Annotated in this window: 12 protein-coding genes and 1 riboswitch; of the genes, 10 read left to right on the top strand and 2 right to left on the bottom strand. The window is 63.3% G+C overall.

Translation table 11 applies throughout. From position 1 onward, the window contains the following. The first annotated feature begins 145 nt into the window (after positions 1–145). Positions 146–1,540, top strand: coding sequence for a rhodanese-like domain-containing protein (locus tag LD110_RS00320; RefSeq protein ID WP_225495494.1), 1,395 nt, complete (start codon positions 146–148; stop codon positions 1,538–1,540). A gap of 76 nt (positions 1,541–1,616) precedes the next feature. Beyond that, on the top strand, positions 1,617–2,390 hold the full coding sequence (locus LD110_RS00325; protein ID WP_225495496.1) for an SDR family oxidoreductase: 774 nt from the start codon (positions 1,617–1,619) through the stop codon (positions 2,388–2,390). Positions 2,391–2,434: 44 nt separating this feature from the next. On the opposite strand, the gene LD110_RS00330 is transcribed toward LD110_RS00325, so the two are convergent. Continuing rightward, on the bottom strand, positions 2,435–3,118 hold the full coding sequence (locus LD110_RS00330) for an endonuclease/exonuclease/phosphatase family protein (RefSeq protein ID WP_225495498.1): 684 nt from the start codon (positions 3,116–3,118) through the stop codon (positions 2,435–2,437). 684 nt (positions 3,119–3,802) lie between these two features. On the opposite strand from LD110_RS00330, the gene ileS reads away from it, so the two are divergent. From ileS to ndk, 4 genes are read left to right on the top strand one after another with little or no spacing between them, the layout of a single operon-like run. Next, complete coding sequence (gene ileS, locus LD110_RS00335; protein WP_225495500.1) at positions 3,803–7,138, top strand: isoleucine--tRNA ligase; 3,336 nt, start codon at positions 3,803–3,805, stop codon at positions 7,136–7,138. Next, the gene (locus LD110_RS00340; protein WP_225495502.1) at positions 7,135–8,496 is read left to right on the top strand and encodes a folylpolyglutamate synthase/dihydrofolate synthase family protein; all 1,362 of its coding nucleotides are present in this window, start codon (positions 7,135–7,137) and stop codon (positions 8,494–8,496) included. Before ileS ends, LD110_RS00340 begins: the two co-directional genes overlap by 4 nt. A 1-nt stretch (position 8,497) precedes the next feature. Continuing rightward, positions 8,498–8,950: a DUF4233 domain-containing protein gene (locus tag LD110_RS00345; RefSeq protein WP_225495503.1), complete on the top strand. Its 453-nt coding sequence runs from the start codon at positions 8,498–8,500 to the stop codon at positions 8,948–8,950. Between the two features lie 37 nt (positions 8,951–8,987). Further along, complete coding sequence (ndk, locus tag LD110_RS00350) at positions 8,988–9,410, top strand: nucleoside-diphosphate kinase (protein ID WP_225495505.1); 423 nt, start codon at positions 8,988–8,990, stop codon at positions 9,408–9,410. 123 nt (positions 9,411–9,533) lie between these two features. On the opposite strand, the gene LD110_RS00355 is transcribed toward ndk, so the two are convergent. Next, positions 9,534–10,193, bottom strand: coding sequence for a vitamin K epoxide reductase family protein (locus LD110_RS00355; RefSeq protein WP_225495507.1), 660 nt, complete (start codon positions 10,191–10,193; stop codon positions 9,534–9,536). Between the two features lie 499 nt (positions 10,194–10,692). On the opposite strand from LD110_RS00355, the gene LD110_RS00360 reads away from it, so the two are divergent. The 4 genes from LD110_RS00360 (at position 10,693) to rpmA (ending at position 16,726) form a co-directional block, all read left to right on the top strand. Further along, entirely contained in the window at positions 10,693–14,001 is a 3,309-nt protein-coding gene (locus tag LD110_RS00360; protein WP_225495515.1) for an Rne/Rng family ribonuclease, read from the top strand. A 97-nt stretch (positions 14,002–14,098) separates the two neighbouring features. Further along, positions 14,099–14,196: riboswitch (TPP riboswitch) on the top strand. A gap of 52 nt (positions 14,197–14,248) precedes the next feature. Further along, the gene (gene thiD / locus LD110_RS00365; RefSeq protein WP_225496386.1) at positions 14,249–15,754 is read left to right on the top strand and encodes a bifunctional hydroxymethylpyrimidine kinase/phosphomethylpyrimidine kinase; all 1,506 of its coding nucleotides are present in this window, start codon (positions 14,249–14,251) and stop codon (positions 15,752–15,754) included. 340 nt (positions 15,755–16,094) lie between these two features. Continuing rightward, complete coding sequence (gene rplU / locus LD110_RS00370; RefSeq protein WP_225496387.1) at positions 16,095–16,403, top strand: 50S ribosomal protein L21; 309 nt, start codon at positions 16,095–16,097, stop codon at positions 16,401–16,403. Positions 16,404–16,462: 59 nt separating this feature from the next. After that, on the top strand, positions 16,463–16,726 hold the full coding sequence (gene rpmA / locus LD110_RS00375) for a 50S ribosomal protein L27 (protein WP_070347479.1): 264 nt from the start codon (positions 16,463–16,465) through the stop codon (positions 16,724–16,726). Positions 16,727–16,762: the final 36 nt, after the last annotated feature.

Below are 16,762 nucleotides of genomic sequence, written 5' to 3' on the forward strand. Positions count from 1 at the left end.
TTGCGGCCATCCCCAAGGGCAGGACAAGTGGCAGAACGTGCATCAAAGGTATCGCGCCCACAACCATTGACAGTCTTACGATGGGCAGTAGTGGCCCTGCGAAGGTGCCAACGAGGGGGTGGGAAACGGTCCGAAGGAGGACACCGTGATCTTGAATCAGTACTACCTCGAATGCCTTTCCCACGCGTCCTATCTGGTCGCTGACGCCGAGGCTGGTGAAGCCATTGTGGTTGACCCGCGCCGGGACGTGGGGATCTATCTTCGTGATGCTGCCGAGTCGGGGCTGCGGATTGTGGGCATCATCAACACGCACCTGCACGCCGACTTCGTTGCCGGACATCTTGAACTGGCCGCAGCCACTGGTGCCTGGATTGGGCTGGGCTACCGGGCAGAAGTGGATTACCCCTTCCGGCCGCTCCGGCACGGTGAAACGGTCGACGTCGGCGAAGTTCGCCTTGACGTCCTTGAGACGCCGGGACACACCTGGGAGTCAATCTCGCTATTAGTCCGGCACACCCACGACGGCGGGTCGCAGGCAGTCCTCACCGGTGACGCACTTTTTGTAGGCGACGTCGGGCGTCCCGACCTGGCGGCGGAAGTCGGAGCTGACCCCGATGAGTTGGCCCGCGCGCTTCGGCGTTCCCTCCACGAGGTCCTCCTGGCCTTGCCGGACGAGGTTCGAGTCCTACCGGCGCATGGTGCGGGTTCATTGTGCGGCAAGAACCTGTCTCCGGAACGGGAATCAACCATCGGGATCCAGCGCCAGTCCAACCCCGCCCTTCGGCCTATGCCGGAGGCAGAATTCGTCAGGATGATCACCACCGGCCAGCCGTCCGTCCCGGAATACTTCGCCTACGACGCTGCCCTCAACCGGAGCAGCCACGCCCTGCTGAACGAAGAACCCCATCCCGTGCGACTTTCAGCCGCCGAAGCAGCCAGAATGCTCCGGGAAGGCACCAAACTCCTGGACGCACGCTCGCCCAGCAGATTCGCGCGCGGCCACCTGCCCGGGTCAGTCAACGTGGGCATCAACGGCCGCTTTGCCGAAACAGCCGGAATGATAGTGACGCCCGACGATTCAGTAGTGGTCGTTGTCGATGCTGACCGCGCTGCAGAAGCCGTCGTGAGGCTGGGCCGAATAGGATGTGACAACGTGGCCGGATGGATCGATCCCGCAACCGAAGACTTCGCGAGCAAAGCAACGCAGGAAGGCCGAAGGGTCGCCGCTGAAGACCTTGACCAGGAAAAGGCACGCCGTGGGCCAGTTCTCCTCGACGTCCGAAACGTCGGCGAACTCGAAGTCGGGGCACTGGCCGGATCAGTCAACATCCCCCTGGCGGAGCTGCCCCGCCGCTTGGGCGAACTTCCCAGCAGCAGGCCTATCATCGCCTATTGCACCAGTGGTCGCCGCTCCAGCGTTGCAGCAAGCATCCTGAGAACCACTGGATTTTGGCGGGCTGCCGATATCAGCGACTTGGCAGGTGGCTACAAGGCCTGGTCAGCGCTGCACCCGGCCGGCATTACGGCGGCCGGTCGCTGAGCCTCCGCCGGTCGCTTCCGCCGTTCATTGAGCCTCAGCCGGTCACTGAGCCTCCGCCAGCCACTAGGGTGGAAGCATGAGCGAATCGGGAGCAAACAACACCGCGCGGAGCAAGGCAGCAGTAGTAACGGGTGCAAGCAGCGGCATCGGCGAAGCCACGGTGCGGGCCTTGCGTGCCGACGGTTGGCGGGTTTTCGCCGTCGCACGCCGTGCTGACCGCCTTGAAAAGCTAGCCGCGGACACCGGTGCGGTCGCATGCCCCGCAGACATCAGCGACGACGGCGACATCGCCGCGCTGCTCGAAGGCGTCACCGAAGCGGGCGGCATCGACACCCTCGTCAACATTGCCGGCGGAGCCCGGGGCTCGGACCGCGTTGCGGACGCAGTCACCGAAGACTGGGACTGGATGTACCAGGTCAACGTATTGGGCACCATGAAGATTACCCGCGCGTTCCTGCCCATGCTTCGTGACTGCGGCGAAGGGACCGTCCTCAACCTGACCTCCACGGCAGGCCTGGCCGCCTATGAAGGTGGCGCGGGCTACAACGCCGCCAAGTTCGCGCAGCACGCCATGACCGGCGCCCTCCGTCTCGAAGAGGCGGAGAACAACATCCGCGTTATCGAAGTCGCCCCTGGCCTGGTCCGGACGCCGGAATTCGCCCTCAACCGTCTAGGCGACCAGGAAGCCGCTGACAAGGTCTATGCCGGCGTCGAAAAGCCGCTCACCTCAGAGGACGTTGCCGACGTCGTCAAGTACGCAGTCTCACTGCCGCACCACGTCAACCTGGACCACATCACTATCCGTCCGGTGGCCCAGGCCTCCAACTACAAGCTCATCCGCAAGGCCTGAACAGGACTGGCCCCCGGCAGGCTCGCACAACCCCACCCCTCAAACTACCTGTCCACTGGGATGCGCAGTTCCGCCAGAACCGCCGCATGGTCCGAACCTTCAACAGCCCGGACGTCGTAGCTCACGTGTCGGATGCCGGGACTCGTCACGATGTGATCGATGACGATGCCAGGCAACGGAAAGCCGCGCATCGGCCAGGTTGGCGACAGCCGGGCCCCGGCAGAAACCCCGACGTCCACAAGCTGTTTCCCACCTGAATCACCGTCCAACAGGCGGCGGAACTCCGCGTGGTCGTAGGTGGCGTTGAAATCGCCCAACAGCACCTGGTTCCCGGATCGGTGCCCAATTCCGGCAATGCGCGCCAGGTCGCTGCGCCAGCGTGCCGGGGGTGCCTCGATAGGGGGCATGGCATGCACATTGGTGAATTCCGCCGTGGCTGCCCCCTCGGGACCCTGGACGACGGTACGAACGGTGTGGATCTGGAACTCCGTGCCAGGCACGGTGTCCAGCAACTGCAGCGGAAAGCGGGAATACAGGGCACTTCCCGAAGCGTTGGACTCCGGTTTGCTCACCCTGTGGGGGAGAAAGTCGTCCAGGCCGGCCGCCGTCAGGCCGCGCTCCAGCGCAGCCGAATGCTCCTGCACGGCCAGCACAGCCACATCATTCTCGCGGACCAAACGCACTATGTCCCTCGCATTTGCCTGACCGTATAAAGCGTTGATGCTCATAACCGTCACCTTGACCGTTGGGTCGGCAGTCGGAGCCCCGGGCAACCAAAACGCCGGTGGAAACAGCCATACCAATTGCAAGGTCAGCAATCCCGCCGTAGCTCCCACCGCCCACGGCCGTCTGCTGGCTGCGGCTAAAACAAGCGACGCCCCTGCTGGAACGGATAGCCACGGAATGAAAGCGAGAAGCTGGACCACAGACACAGGCCATGCCACAGGCAAGAGCCTCGCCACTGAAAGAGCTGACACAGGCAGGGCCGTGACCATCGTGGCCGCAGTCCAAAACCTCGAGGGCCCTTTTCCGCGCAGCGCGCGTGTGTTGACCGACACATTGCCCAGTGTAGGCCCGAGTAACGCGGACTTCGCCGTGTCCGCAAGTGGAGACCGCAGCTTCCCTCCAGCTAAACTGTTGGAACAAGCGTCGACCCGGCCATCACCGGCGAGCTTCCGGAAGAACACCGGCCTAAATGCGCGCATCGAGGCCGGTCACTAGAACCGGACGGGTAAGCCCGTCACAGCAGTCAATGAGCGGCCAACGCTGAATGGCGCCTCCTTAACAAGAAGGCGCCCGGCGCTGGTAAGTGAGGTGGTACCGCGGTACCGGCGCAGCCAAAGCTGCGCAGGGGCCGTCCTCGCATCCTGAATGAAACGAACAAGTTCACCAGCTCAGACCAGGATGACGAGATGACGCATTACCCCAAGGCTTCAGCCGGCGGCTCCGCCGGCACAGGTGTTTCAGCCTCCGTGAAGTTCCCGGAGATCGAGGAACGGATCCTCAAGTACTGGGACCAGGACGGCACGTTCCAGGCCAGCATCGACAACCGCGACAGCGACTTGCCCGGCGGCGCACATGGCAGCAACGAATTCGTCTTCTATGACGGCCCGCCCTTCGCAAACGGCCTCCCGCACTACGGCCACCTGCTGACTGGCTACGCCAAGGACCTCGTAGGGCGCTACCAGACCCAGCGCGGCAAGCGGGTGGAACGTCGCTTCGGCTGGGACACCCATGGCCTGCCCGCCGAACTCGAGGCCATGAAGCAGCTGGGCATGACGGACAAGACCCAGATCGAAGCCATGGGCATCGACAAATTCAATGATGCCTGCCGCGCCTCCGTGATGAAGTACGCCAATGAGTGGAAGGCCTACGTCACCCGCCAGGCCCGCTGGGTGGACTTCGACAACGACTACAAGACGCTCAACGTCGAATACATGGAGTCGGTGCTGTGGGCCTTCAAGCAGCTGCACGAAAAGGGCCTCACCTACAACGGCTACCGTGTGCTGCCTTACTGCTGGAAGGACGAGACGCCGCTGTCCAACCATGAGCTGCGCATGGATGACGACGTCTACAAGAACCGCCAGGACCCTTCGGTCACAGTCACCTTCCCCATCAAGGCCGGGGAATCGGAACTCTCACGTGAACTTGAAGGCGTCCAGATCCTGGCCTGGACCACCACGCCCTGGACCCTGCCCACCAACCTGGCGCTCGCCGTCGGACCTGACATCTCCTACGCTGTGCTGCCCGCAGGGCCCAACGGCGTGAAGGCGGCTTCAGCCGACGCCCCCGTCAGCGGCCGTTTCCTGCTCGCCACGGACCTTGTGGGAACCTACGCGAAGGACCTGGGGTACGGTGACGGTGCCGATGGCGTCGCAGCCGCAGGGGCCGCCGTCGAACTCACCTTCACCGGCGCCGAACTGGCGGGGCTGTCCTACGAGCCACTGTGGGATTACTTCGCCGACGCCGAGAAGTACGGTACACAAAATGCCTGGCGCATCCTGGCCGCCGAGTACGTCACCACAACTGACGGCACGGGAATCGTCCACCAGGCTCCCGCCTACGGTGAGGACGACCAGAAAGTCTGTGAGGACGCCGGAATCCCCGTGGTGCTTTCCGTTGACGAGGGCGCCAAGTTCCTCCACCTCTTCGCGCATGGTCCGCTTTCCGCCATCGCCGGACTGCAGGTTTTCGAAGCGAACAAACCCATCACCCAGGTCCTGCGTGGCGCAGGGCGCCTTGTGCGCCACGCCAGCTATGAACACAGCTACCCGCACTGCTGGCGCTGCCGCAATCCGCTGATCTACCGGGCAGTGTCCTCCTGGTACGTGGAAGTCACCAAGTTCAAGGACCGGATGTCCGAGCTGAACCAGGAGATCAACTGGATCCCGGGCAACGTCAAGGACGGCCAGTTTGGCAAGTGGCTGGAGAACGCTCGAGACTGGTCCATCAGCCGCAACCGCTACTGGGGCTCGCCGATCCCCGTGTGGCAGTCGGATGACCCCGAGTACCCCCGCACCGACGTGTACGGCTCACTGGCGGAGCTTGAGGCTGATTTTGGACGCCTCCCGGTGAACAACAACGGCGAGGTGGACCTGCACCGTCCGTTTATCGACGAACTGACCCGCCCCAACCCGGACGACCCCCGATCTCCGGAAGAGGGCCAGTCCACCATGCGCCGAGTGGAGGACGTCCTGGACGTCTGGTTCGACTCCGGCTCCATGCCCTATGGCCAGGTGCACTACCCGTTCCAGAACGAGGACTGGTTCAACACCCACAATCCGGCGGACTTCATCGTGGAGTACATCGGGCAGACGCGTGGCTGGTTCTACATGCTGCACATCCTGTCCACAGCGCTGTTCGATCGGCCGGCTTTCCGTAACGTAATCAGCCACGGCATCGTACTGGGCTCCGACGGCCAGAAGATGTCCAAGAGCCTGCGGAACTACCCGGACGTTTCCGAGGTGCTGGACCGTGACGGATCAGACGCCATGCGCTGGTTCCTGATGTCCAGCCCCATCCTTCGCGGCGGCAACCTCATCGTCACCGAACAGGGGATCCGCGACGGTGTGCGCCAGGTCATCCTTCCGTTGTGGAACGTGTACAGCTTCTTCACGCTCTACACGAACGCCGCAAACGGCCGCGCGGGCTACGATGCGAAGCTCCGTTATGACGGCTACACGGACACCCTGGACCAGTACCTGCTGGCAAACACCGGTGAGCTTGTCAGCTCCATGACCCGGAGCCTGGACGAGTACGACATCTCCGGAGCCTGCGACTCCCTTCGCAGCTACCTGGACATGCTCACCAACTGGTATGTCCGACGGAGCCGGCAGCGCTTCTTTGACGAGAACACTGACGCTTTCGACGCCCTGTACACGGCACTCGAAGCGGTTTGCCGGGTCTCGGCATCGCTGCTGCCATTGGTCTCCGAGGAAATCTGGCGTGGCTTGACAGGCGGACGCTCGGTACACCTCGCCGACTGGCCAGAGGCGTCACTGTTCCCGGCCAACCCGGACCTCGTGGAAGCCATGGACCGGGTCCAGCAGATCTGCTCCAGCGGTTCGTCGCTTCGCAAGGCGGCCAACCTCCGAGTCCGCCTGCCGTTGCAGGAGTTGACCGTCGTCGCTCCGGGCGCCGACGCACTGGAAGTTTTTGCCGCCGTCGTCGCCGATGAACTCAATCTGCGGTCCGTGCGGATGCTCGACGCGGCAACCGCCTCCCCCGAGGAGTTCGGCATCGAGCAGAAGCTGGTAGTCAACGCCCGTGCAGCCGGCCCCCGCCTGGGCAAGGACGTGCAGCTGGCCATCAAGGGCTCAAAGACCGGCGACTGGTCAGTTAGCGAGGCCGGCGTCGTGACGTCCGGCGGGCTTGAGCTGGAACCGCAGGAATACACCCTGGAGACTGTGGTGGCGGACAAGTCCGACGGCGGTGCTGCCGCTTCCTCGGCAGTGGCGGTGCTGCCTGGCGGCGGCTTTGTTGTCCTGAATACGCAGGTGACACCGGAACTGGAAGCCGAGGGCATCGCGCGGGATCTGGTCCGCGCCATCCAGCAGGCCCGTAAGGATGCCGGATTGAACGTCAGCGACCGCATCACCACCACAGTCACTGCTTCGGCCGACGTTATTGGTGCACTCACGGCCAACGGCGAACTGGTCAAGGCTGAGACTCTCTCCGTGGAACTGGAGACGGTAGTGGCTGCCGACAGCGGCGAGCCGGTTATCTCTGTTGCAAAGGCAGGCGCATGAGCGACGAATTCTCCGTGGAAAGCGTTTACGCCGAATTGTTGGGGCGTGCCCCCGAGAACAAGATGGAACCACGGCTGGCTCCACTGTTCCGTGCCATGGATGTCCTGGGCGAGCCCAACAAGGCGTTCCCGATCGTCCATGTCACCGGAACCAATGGCAAGACCTCAACTGCCCGGATGATTGAGGCAGGGCTGCGTGCCCATGGCCTGAGTACGGGCCGGTACACCAGCCCACACCTGTCCAAGGTCACTGAGCGAATCAGCATCGACGGCGCACCTGTGTCCGATGAGACCTTTGTCCGCATCTGGGACGAGATCCGTCCCTACCTTCAGATCGTGGACAAGGAGCTGGTCGCTGAGGGCCAGCCGCGGCTGACCTATTTCGAATGCCTGACCATCCTCGGCTTCGCGATTTTCGCTGACCAGCCAGTGGACGTTGCCGTCATCGAGGTTGGCTTGGGCGGCATCACCGACGCGACGAACGTCGGGGACGGCCAGGTTTCGGTGGTAACGCCAATTTCCCTTGACCACACGGATCTGCTGGGCGACACCACAGAGGACATCGCCTACGAGAAGGCGGGCATCATCAAGCCGGGCGGTTTCCTGGTGAGCGCCGCCCAGCCAGTTGACGCTGCCCAGGTCCTTTTGGATAAGGCGCGGGAAGTAGGCGTGCCGTACCGGTTCGAAGGGGTCGAGTTCGGTGTCGAAGCCCGCAGCGTCGCCGTCGGCGGCCAGCTGGTGGACATCCGTGGGCTAGCCGGACGATACACCGACCTGCTGATTCCCCTTCATGGCGCCCATCAGGCTGAAAATGCGGCGGTTGCCGTCGCTGCCTTGGAGGCCTTCTTCGGCGGGGGAGACCGCGAACTCAACACCGACCTGCTGCGCGACGCGTTCGCTACGGTGACCTCGCCCGGTCGACTTGAGGTAGTTCGCACGGCCCCAACGATTATCGTTGATGCCGGCCACAACCCCGATGGTGTCCGGGTCTCCGCCGAAGCCATCCTGGAGTCCTTCACATTCAGCAAGCTTGTGGTGGTACTCGGGGTACTCAAGGAGAAGGACGCAGAGGCGATCCTGAGGCAGTTGAAGGAATCACTCGGGGATTTGGCCGAAGAGTTCTGCTTCACGCAGTCCGAGTCACCGCGGGCCGTTCCCGCCGCCGAACTGGCGGAACTCGCCGTCGACCTTGGCTTCGGCGAGGAGAACATCCACATTGCCGAGCGGCTCGACGACGCCATCGAATGGGCTGTGGAACGCGCGGAGGCCAATGACGACCTAGCTGGTGGAGTGCTCATCACTGGCTCCATCACTGTGGTGGCAGAAGCCCGCGTTCTGCTTGGAAAGGCGGGTGCCTAGCGTGGCCCGACTCACCAGGGCTCAACGCGAGTGGCGTCCCGGGATGCCGAAGAAGCGGCGTTCGACCAAAGTCATGTTCGCGTCCACTGTGCTGTTGCTCGAGGCTTTCGTCGCCTTTTTCGGCACGCTTGCCGTGTTTGGCCTCCGCCGCAGCGAGATCGAGCCCGCGGTTATCCTCTCCGTCGGTATAACGCTCAGCGTCGTTCTGGTCCTCGCTTGCGCGGTGCTAAGTAGGCCCTGGGGAGTCGCGGTTGGCTGGGCACTTCAGGTGGTGCTGATCCTGACCGGTCTTGCGGAGCCCACCATGTTCGTGATCGGAGCACTGTTTGCGGCCGCTTGGTGGTATGGCATACGAACCGGTATACGGATAGACCGAGAAGTGGCTGAGCGCGACCGCGCCCAAGCTGAATGGGAAGCCGCCCACCCCGAAAAACCCGGCCCTGAAACCCCGTAGACTGACTGGGAAACCCTCCCAAGACATTGGAGCAACTGTGACCATTGAGCGCACTCTTGTCCTGATCAAGCCAGACGGCGTGGCCCGCAACCTCAGCGGAACCATCCTCAGCCGCATCGAAGCGAAGGGGTACACCCTCGCAGAGCTGAAAAAAGTCAACGCCACCCGAGAATTGCTGGAGGAACACTACGCCGAACACGTGGGGAAGCCCTTCTATGAGCCCCTGGTGGAGTTCATGCTGAGCGGCCCCATCGTGGCAGCCGTGTTTGAGGGCAACAAGGTCATCGAAGGCTTCCGCTCGCTGGCAGGCACCACCGATCCAACCACGGCCGCCCCGGGAACCATCCGTGGCGACTTCGGCCGTGATTGGGGCCTGGCAGTCCAGCAGAACCTGGTGCACGGCTCCGACTCCACCGAATCCGCATCGCGGGAAATCGCGATCTGGTTCCAGGCGTCCTAATACCGGACGTCCTAGTACCGTACTAGTACCGGACGTCCCAGCGCCGGAATAGGATCACCAGCACAAGAACAAGGGCCCATGCTCCAACCGGAGCATGGGCCCTTGTTCTTGCTGGCTGATGAATCAGTATCCGGACGTTCCGATGAAAACGTGCACAAACGCGAAGAATATCGTTGCAATGACCGCGACGCAGATCAATGCGGTGATGATCCAGCCTGAGTCGCCAAGCAGCCGAGCCAACTTCTGCGGTGCCGGAATGACTCCGTGGACCACGTTCCTGATGGTCACCCAGACGAACATGGGGATCATCACAGCCCACACGATCATGCAGAACGGGCACAGGACGTTGATGACGTACAGCGCCTGGGACCAGAGCCACACCACAAAAGCGAAGCCAAGGGTCACGCCGCTCTGCAGGCCAAGCCAGTAGCCTCGGGAAAACTTTGCTCCGGAAAGGATCCCCATGGCAGTCGTGATGATGATCGCAAAAGCCACGATCCCAATAAACATGTTTGGGAATCCAAAAACGGAGCTTTGCCACGTCTGCATGACTTGGCCGCAGGAAATCCATGGATTCACGTCGCACACCGTGGTGTGGCTGGGATCCTTGAGGACTTCGAGCTTCTCCAGTACCAGGGCGCCGGAGGCGAGCCAGCCGATAACGCCAGTGGCCAGCAGCAGCCAGGCGAAAGGCTTGTCCCGCACCATTGTGGGCACGGCCGAGGGGTGGGCGGCAGGGTCTGCTGCGTGATCGGCCAGGGAAGATCTGGCTTGGCTTGGCATGGGCCTCAGGTCCTTCAAAGAAATGGGTATCCGGGCAAGGTGCCGGATGGTGATCTTGGGGCGATTGTAGCCCCGTCGGCTGAATGCCGCTCACAGACAAGGTGCCCACTGAGGCGGAAGTTCGCGGCACTTCGGCGAATCTGTCCTCCCTTCCGGCCGTTTTGGCAGGCATGTGAGAGAATGGCAATGGCCGGAAGCCGATCCACATGCGGATTCCGGTCCGGTGATTTGCTCCCAAGACCGCCACGATTGCGCAGGGCCCACCACGGACTATCTGGTTCCGGTCGGCCCGCCACTACGCTGGACGGCACCTGGTTGTGGTAACAGAACAACGGGTTCTCCAGGGCAACGGCACCGGCCTTTCAGGTTGCCGCACCCCAAGGATGGTGCGAACTGAAGGGCAACTGACTGACTTCTGTCAATGCCTGCGGGTTTTGACAATATTTGCCCCGCCGGGCGTCGGATGTGGCGGCACCGCAGGGCAGGAGTATTGCCACATATGGATAATGACCAGGTCCTAGCCGCCAATGAAGAGGCGGCTTCCGTGGAGACCGCGGAAGCACCCAAAAAGACCACCAGGACGCGCCGCAAGGCAGCCCCCAAGGCTGCCATGGCTGAAGAGTCCGTTGTTGAGAGTGATGCGAACGGCGACGCCGTGACGAGTGCCGCCGAAGCGGAGGCCCCGACCGAGACCGCCGCCAAAGCACCGGTCCGTCGGTCCCGCGCCCGAAAGAAGCCTGCGGAGGACACCCTGCCCGGGCTCGACGGCGACGCGACCGTCGCTGCGCCCACTACTGAAGTGGGCGTCGAGGCTGGCCCGACGACGGTAGAGGCCGCCGTCGCTGCCCCGCCTAAGGTGGTCCGCCGACGTCGGACCACAAAGGTTGCCGCTGAGGTGCCAGTTGAGGAGCAACCGGAAGTCCCCGTCGTCGAACGTGCGGTTGTTGAGCCGGCAGCGGTAGCTGACGAATCAGGGACTGAGGCGGGCGCCGCGCCGGCAGGTGCGGTCCCGACCGAGTACGCCGCCGAGCCGGTGGCGGTCGAAGGCGAGGAAGCCGCCGAAGTGCCGGCGGCCGAAGAACGCCTAGAAAATGCCGCTGCAGTGGAAGAAGCTGCAGCTTCGACCGAGAAGGAACCCGCTGCTGCATCAGGAACCCCTGGTTCGCTCTTCATGGAGCCGATGTCCATCACTTCCATGATTTTCCAGGCCCCGGACCTCAGCGCCGTCGTCAGGCCGGCACCGGCTGAGGCTGGGGAGGAGACCGAAGAAGGCGGCGAGGAGGGCGCCCTCGAGGAGGGCGGCAGCCGTCGTCGACGCCGCAGCCGTGGCAGGCGGGGCCGCCGCGGAGCCGAGCGGGAAGGCACCGAGGAAGTCGAGGAAACCGGCGAGGGCGGCGATGAAGCGGCCCAGGCCGAGGAGAGCCTTGAGGAAGGCGTCACTTCCCGCCGTCGTCGCCGTCGTCGCCGTGGCGACCAGGATCTTGAGCTGACAGGCGGAGCGGACGACGATCCGCCCAACACGATCACCCGCGTAAGGGCGCCGCGGACGCACGTGGAATCCACGTCCACCAACCGTGTGGCCAGCGTCAAGGGTTCCACACGGCTTGAGGCCAAGAAGCAGCGCCGCCGCGAGTCCCGCGAATCCGGTCGTCGCCGACAGGTCATCACAGAAGCCGAGTTCCTGGCCCGTCGTGAATCCGTCGACCGCCAAATGGTCGTCCGGCAGCGCGATGACCGTATCCAAATCGCCGTGCTGGAAGATGGTGTGCTCGCTGAGCACTTTGTCTCCAAGACCCAGCAGGACTCCCTGATCGGCAACGTGTACCTGGGCAAGGTCCAGAACGTGCTCCCGTCCATGGAAGCGGCCTTCGTTGACATCGGACGTGGCCGCAATGCCGTGCTTTACGCAGGCGAAGTCAACTGGGACTCCGTGACCCTGGAGGGCCAGCCTCGGCGCATCGAGAACGCCCTCAAGTCCGGCGACTCCGTGCTGGTGCAGGTCACCAAGGATCCCGTGGGGCACAAGGGCGCCCGCCTGACCAGCCAGATCTCCCTTCCTGGCCGCTATCTCGTCTACGTGCCGGGCGGGTCCATGACGGGCATCTCGCGCAAGCTCCCGGACGTCGAACGCAACCGACTGAAGCGCATCCTCAAGGATCGCCTGCCGGAGGATGCAGGCGTGATTGTGCGCACGGCGGCGGAAGGTGCCTCCGAGGAGGAGTTGACGCACGACATCAACCGCCTCCGCGCCCAATGGGAAGGCATCCAGTCGCAGGCCAACTCCACCAAAGTGCTGGCTCCGGAACTGCTGTACGGGGAGCCGGACCTCACCATCAAGGTGGTCCGGGACGTCTTCAACGAGGACTTCTCCAAGCTGATCGTTTCCGGCGACGAAGCCTGGGACACCATCGAAGCGTACGTAACGTATGTCGCTCCGGATCTGGTGGGTCGCCTGGAAAAGTGGGGCTCCGACCAGGACATCTTCGCCGCCTGGCGCATCGACGAGCAGATCCACAAGGCACTGGACCGCAAGGTCTTCCTGCCGTCCGGCGGATCGCTGGTTATCGACCGGACCGAAGCCATGACAGTTGTGGACGTCAACACCGGCAAGTTCACCGGAAGCGGCGGCAACCTCGAAGAAACCGTCACCAAGAACAACCTCGAGGCGGCGGAAGAAGTTGTTAGGCAGCTTCGGCTCCGGGACATCGGTGGCATCATCGTCATCGACTTCATCGACATGGTCCTTGAATCCAACCGTGACCTGGTGCTCCGTCGGCTCGTTGAGTGCTTGGGCCGCGACCGGACCAAGCACCAAGTGGCCGAAGTCACGTCCCTTGGCCTGGTGCAAATGACGCGCAAGCGCATGGGAACAGGCCTGCTGGAAGTCTTTGGCGAGCAGTGCGAGCACTGCGGTGGCCGGGGTGTTGTCACCCACGATGAACCGGTGGAGCACCGCAGGGCCAACATCGTTGCCGCTGAACATCACCACCAGCGTGCGGAAACACAGCCGGCAACCCGGCCCGAGCGCAAGCGGCGGCGTGGACGTGGTGGCGCGCAGACGCCCGAGCCTGTAGTTCCGGCACCTGCGCCACCAGTCCAGGTGGACGAGGAGGCAGCCCGGCGCCAGGCGAAGGCAGAGGCAACGCGGGCAGCGTTGGCCAACATCGCCGCTGCTGCGCACGCCGCGCACCTGCACGAGGACGAACTGGCTGCGGCCGCGGCCGCACGGGGAGCGGAGCACTTGCCGGAAGAAGCCGTGCAGATTCCTGCCGCGGCTCCTGAAGAGTCCGACGCCGGTGCTGCCGCCGGCCGGCCGGGCCCGGTGCTTCGTTTCGGCGGCGAAGAGGTTGCGCTTCCTGCAGCCCGCCACACCGACGAGTCCTTCCGTCCCCAGCCCAAGATGAGCCTCGACCTTCTTGCTGAGGCGTTCGCCCACATGGGGCATGCAACGTCGTCGGATGAACCGAACGATCAGGGCGCTTCACTGTTGGAAGCTGGGCCGATCCAGGAGTCCGATGCCGTGCCGGCCTCGGAGGCTGACTCGCAGCCGTTCGACGAGGGAACTGAAGCATCTGACAGTGGCGAGGGTGAATTGGCCCGTTCCCGGAACCGAAGGGGCCGTCGTAACCGCAGCGCTAGCCGTGCGCAGGGCGCCGCCAATGCGACATCCGTGGAGCACCACGATGTTTCTGCAGCGACTGCCGGGGGCAGTGCCCACCAGGCGAAGGCGCCGGAGTCGGCTCCTGCCAGGCCTGCCGCGGATGAACCGATCATTCTGGGAGTCGGAGTACCGGCTTCGGAACTCTAAAGTAGCTCGCCGGCTATTTGCGGTTTGTGCCCCGTCCCATGACGCGTCAGCGTGGGGGACGGGGCACAGTCATTTGTGAGGTGGCGCGTTAGGCTTGGACTTTGACACGGGGTGCCGAGTACAGGGCCGGCTGAGATTGAAACCCGTTGAACCTGTCCGGTTAGTACCGGCGAAGGGATGTCCATCAGTGGCTGTATCCATATCCACCGCTCCCGTCGTTGTTGACGAGGCCCGCTCATCCAAAACTATCGTTTCCGCAGTTGTTCCCCTCCCGTCGGGAACTCGGCGCGTGCCACGGGTGCTGAGCATCGCCGGATCGGACCCATCAGGCGGCGCAGGCATACAAGCCGACCTGAAGAGCATCGCTGCTCATGGTGGCTACGGCATGGCTGCAATCACAGCGCTGACAGCCCAGAATACGCAGGGAGTCACTGGCGTACATGTTCCGCCGGCTTCGTTCCTCAAGGCTCAACTGGACGCCATCTCGGCCGACATCACAGTCGATGCCGTCAAGATAGGCATGTTGGGAGAGTCCGAGGTCATTGGTGTTGTGCGGGCATGGCTCGAGGAGGTGCGGCCCGGGGTTGTGGTCCTCGACCCGGTGATGGTGGCAACCAGCGGTGACCGGCTGCTTAAGGATTCCGCAGAGGCGGCCCTGCGGGAGTTGCTTCCCCTGGCCCACCTCATCACGCCCAATATCCCCGAACTTGGCGTGTTGCTGGGGGAGGACGCAGCCTTGGATTGGCCAACTGCCCTGGAACAGGGCAAGCGGCTTGCGGCAATCTCCGGGAGCATCGTCCTGGTGAAGGGCGGACACTTGAACGGCCGGGAATGCCCCGACGCCCTTGTCAGCACTACTGGTGGACTGTCCCAGGATGTGGTGGAGGTCCCCGGGGAACGCGTCAACACTAACAATAGTCACGGAACCGGCTGTTCCCTGTCCTCAGCGATGGCCACACTGCGCGTAGCCACTGGGGATTGGGAGGCTACCCTGCGGCTTGCCAAGCAATGGCTCCTGGGCGCCCTCACCCAGTCCCCGTCCCTGGAAGTGGGCCGGGGCAATGGTCCCATCCATCACTTCCACCACGTTGAACGGTCAGGATCCGGCGATTTTGCCGGCAGGCTGTGGGAAGAGTCCGTCCCCGACCTTGAGGCGATCTACAGTCTGGACTTCATCCGCGGACTCCAGTCCGGAGACCTTCCAGAGCATCAATTCGCCTACTACCTGGCTCAGGACGCCCTCTATCTCAACGGTTACTCGAGGGTCCTTGCAAGGGCCGGTGCGCTGGCCCCCACAGAAGAAGAGCAGCTGTTTTGGGCAAGGTCTTCGCAAGTGTGCCTCGAAGTCGAGTCCGAGCTTCACCGCAGCTGGCTCAGCACCCGGACGGTCGATTCCACTATGGGTCCCGTGACAAAGGCCTATGTTGACCACCTGCTCGCTGTGTCGGCGACGGGCAGTTATGCTGTGCTGCTTGCCGCGATCCTGCCTTGCTACTGGCTTTACGCCGAGGTAGGGCACACGCTACACAAGGCGTACCAGGAGGCGGGTTCACTATCGTCGCATCCTTACTCGTCGTGGCTCGCCACGTACGCAGACGAGGAATTCGCCGCTGCAACACGGCAGGCCGTCCTGTTTACGGATGCTGCCGCAGCCCGCGCATCCGAGCCCGAGCGTGCACGCATGATCGATGCATTCAGGCACTCCTGCAGCTACGAAGTGGGGTTCTTTGACGCACCCAGGCTTCACGCATAGCGTGATTCAGCGTGTCCTGTGCGCAAATCCGGCAATGCCCTCCGCGCGCGGGTAAGCTGTTCAAGCACGGTTCCGGGGGCGCTGACGCCCGGCTGTGGTGCTTATCACCCAGCAGCTGCGGGGCTGGCCTCATTTGCGGCCGAAGGCGAATTTAGCGTAATCTTGATCTTCGGTGCTTACGCCAACACTTGGGTTATGCCCCTTGGAATTGTTCATGGGATGGCTCACGGATTCCGCTCTGGGATCCACGGCGTTGAGGCACAGCGGAGATCCAGCCAATCACAGCGCCGGGTTCTGCACGCAAATTCAGTTAGATACGTCGAGAGAAGTGAGTTCCCAAGTGGTGTACGCGATTGTCCGCGCCGGCGGCCGCCAAGAGAAGGTTTCCGTTGGAGACTTCGTTACCCTGAACCGCGTCGCCGGAGAAGCCGGCAGCACCATTGAGCTGCCTGCACTGCTTCTGGTGGACGGTGACAAGGTCACGTCCGCAGCTGCCGACCTCGCCAAGGTGAAGGTCACGGCAGAGATCCTGGAGGACCTGCGTGGTCCGAAGATCGTCATCCAGAAGTTCAAGAACAAGACCGGTTACAAGAAGCGCCAGGGTCACCGTCAGGAACTGACCAAGGTCAAGATCACCGGCATTAAGTAACCTTCCGGGTTCTTTACAGGTTTTCAGTTTCCAACATTCTTTGAAGGCAGGCATTTCAAATGGCACACAAAAAGGGAGCGAGCTCCACTCGTAACGGCCGCGACTCCAACGCACAGCGTCTCGGCGTCAAGCGCTTCGGCGGCCAGGTCGTTTCTGCGGGCGAGATCATCGTCCGCCAGCGCGGCACCCACTTCCACCCCGGCGCAGGCGTTGGCCGCGGTGGCGACGACACCCTGTTCGCCCTGCAGGCCGGTGCGGTTGAGTTCGGTACCCGCCGCGGCCGCCGCGTGGTCAACATCGTTGCTGCTGCGGCTGCAGAGTAACAACACGTTCTGAACCGGTGGAGCGGGCCAGCAGGC

This window comes from Arthrobacter sp. M4, from assembly GCF_020251205.1.
Classification (GTDB): Bacteria; Actinomycetota; Actinomycetes; order Actinomycetales; family Micrococcaceae; genus Arthrobacter.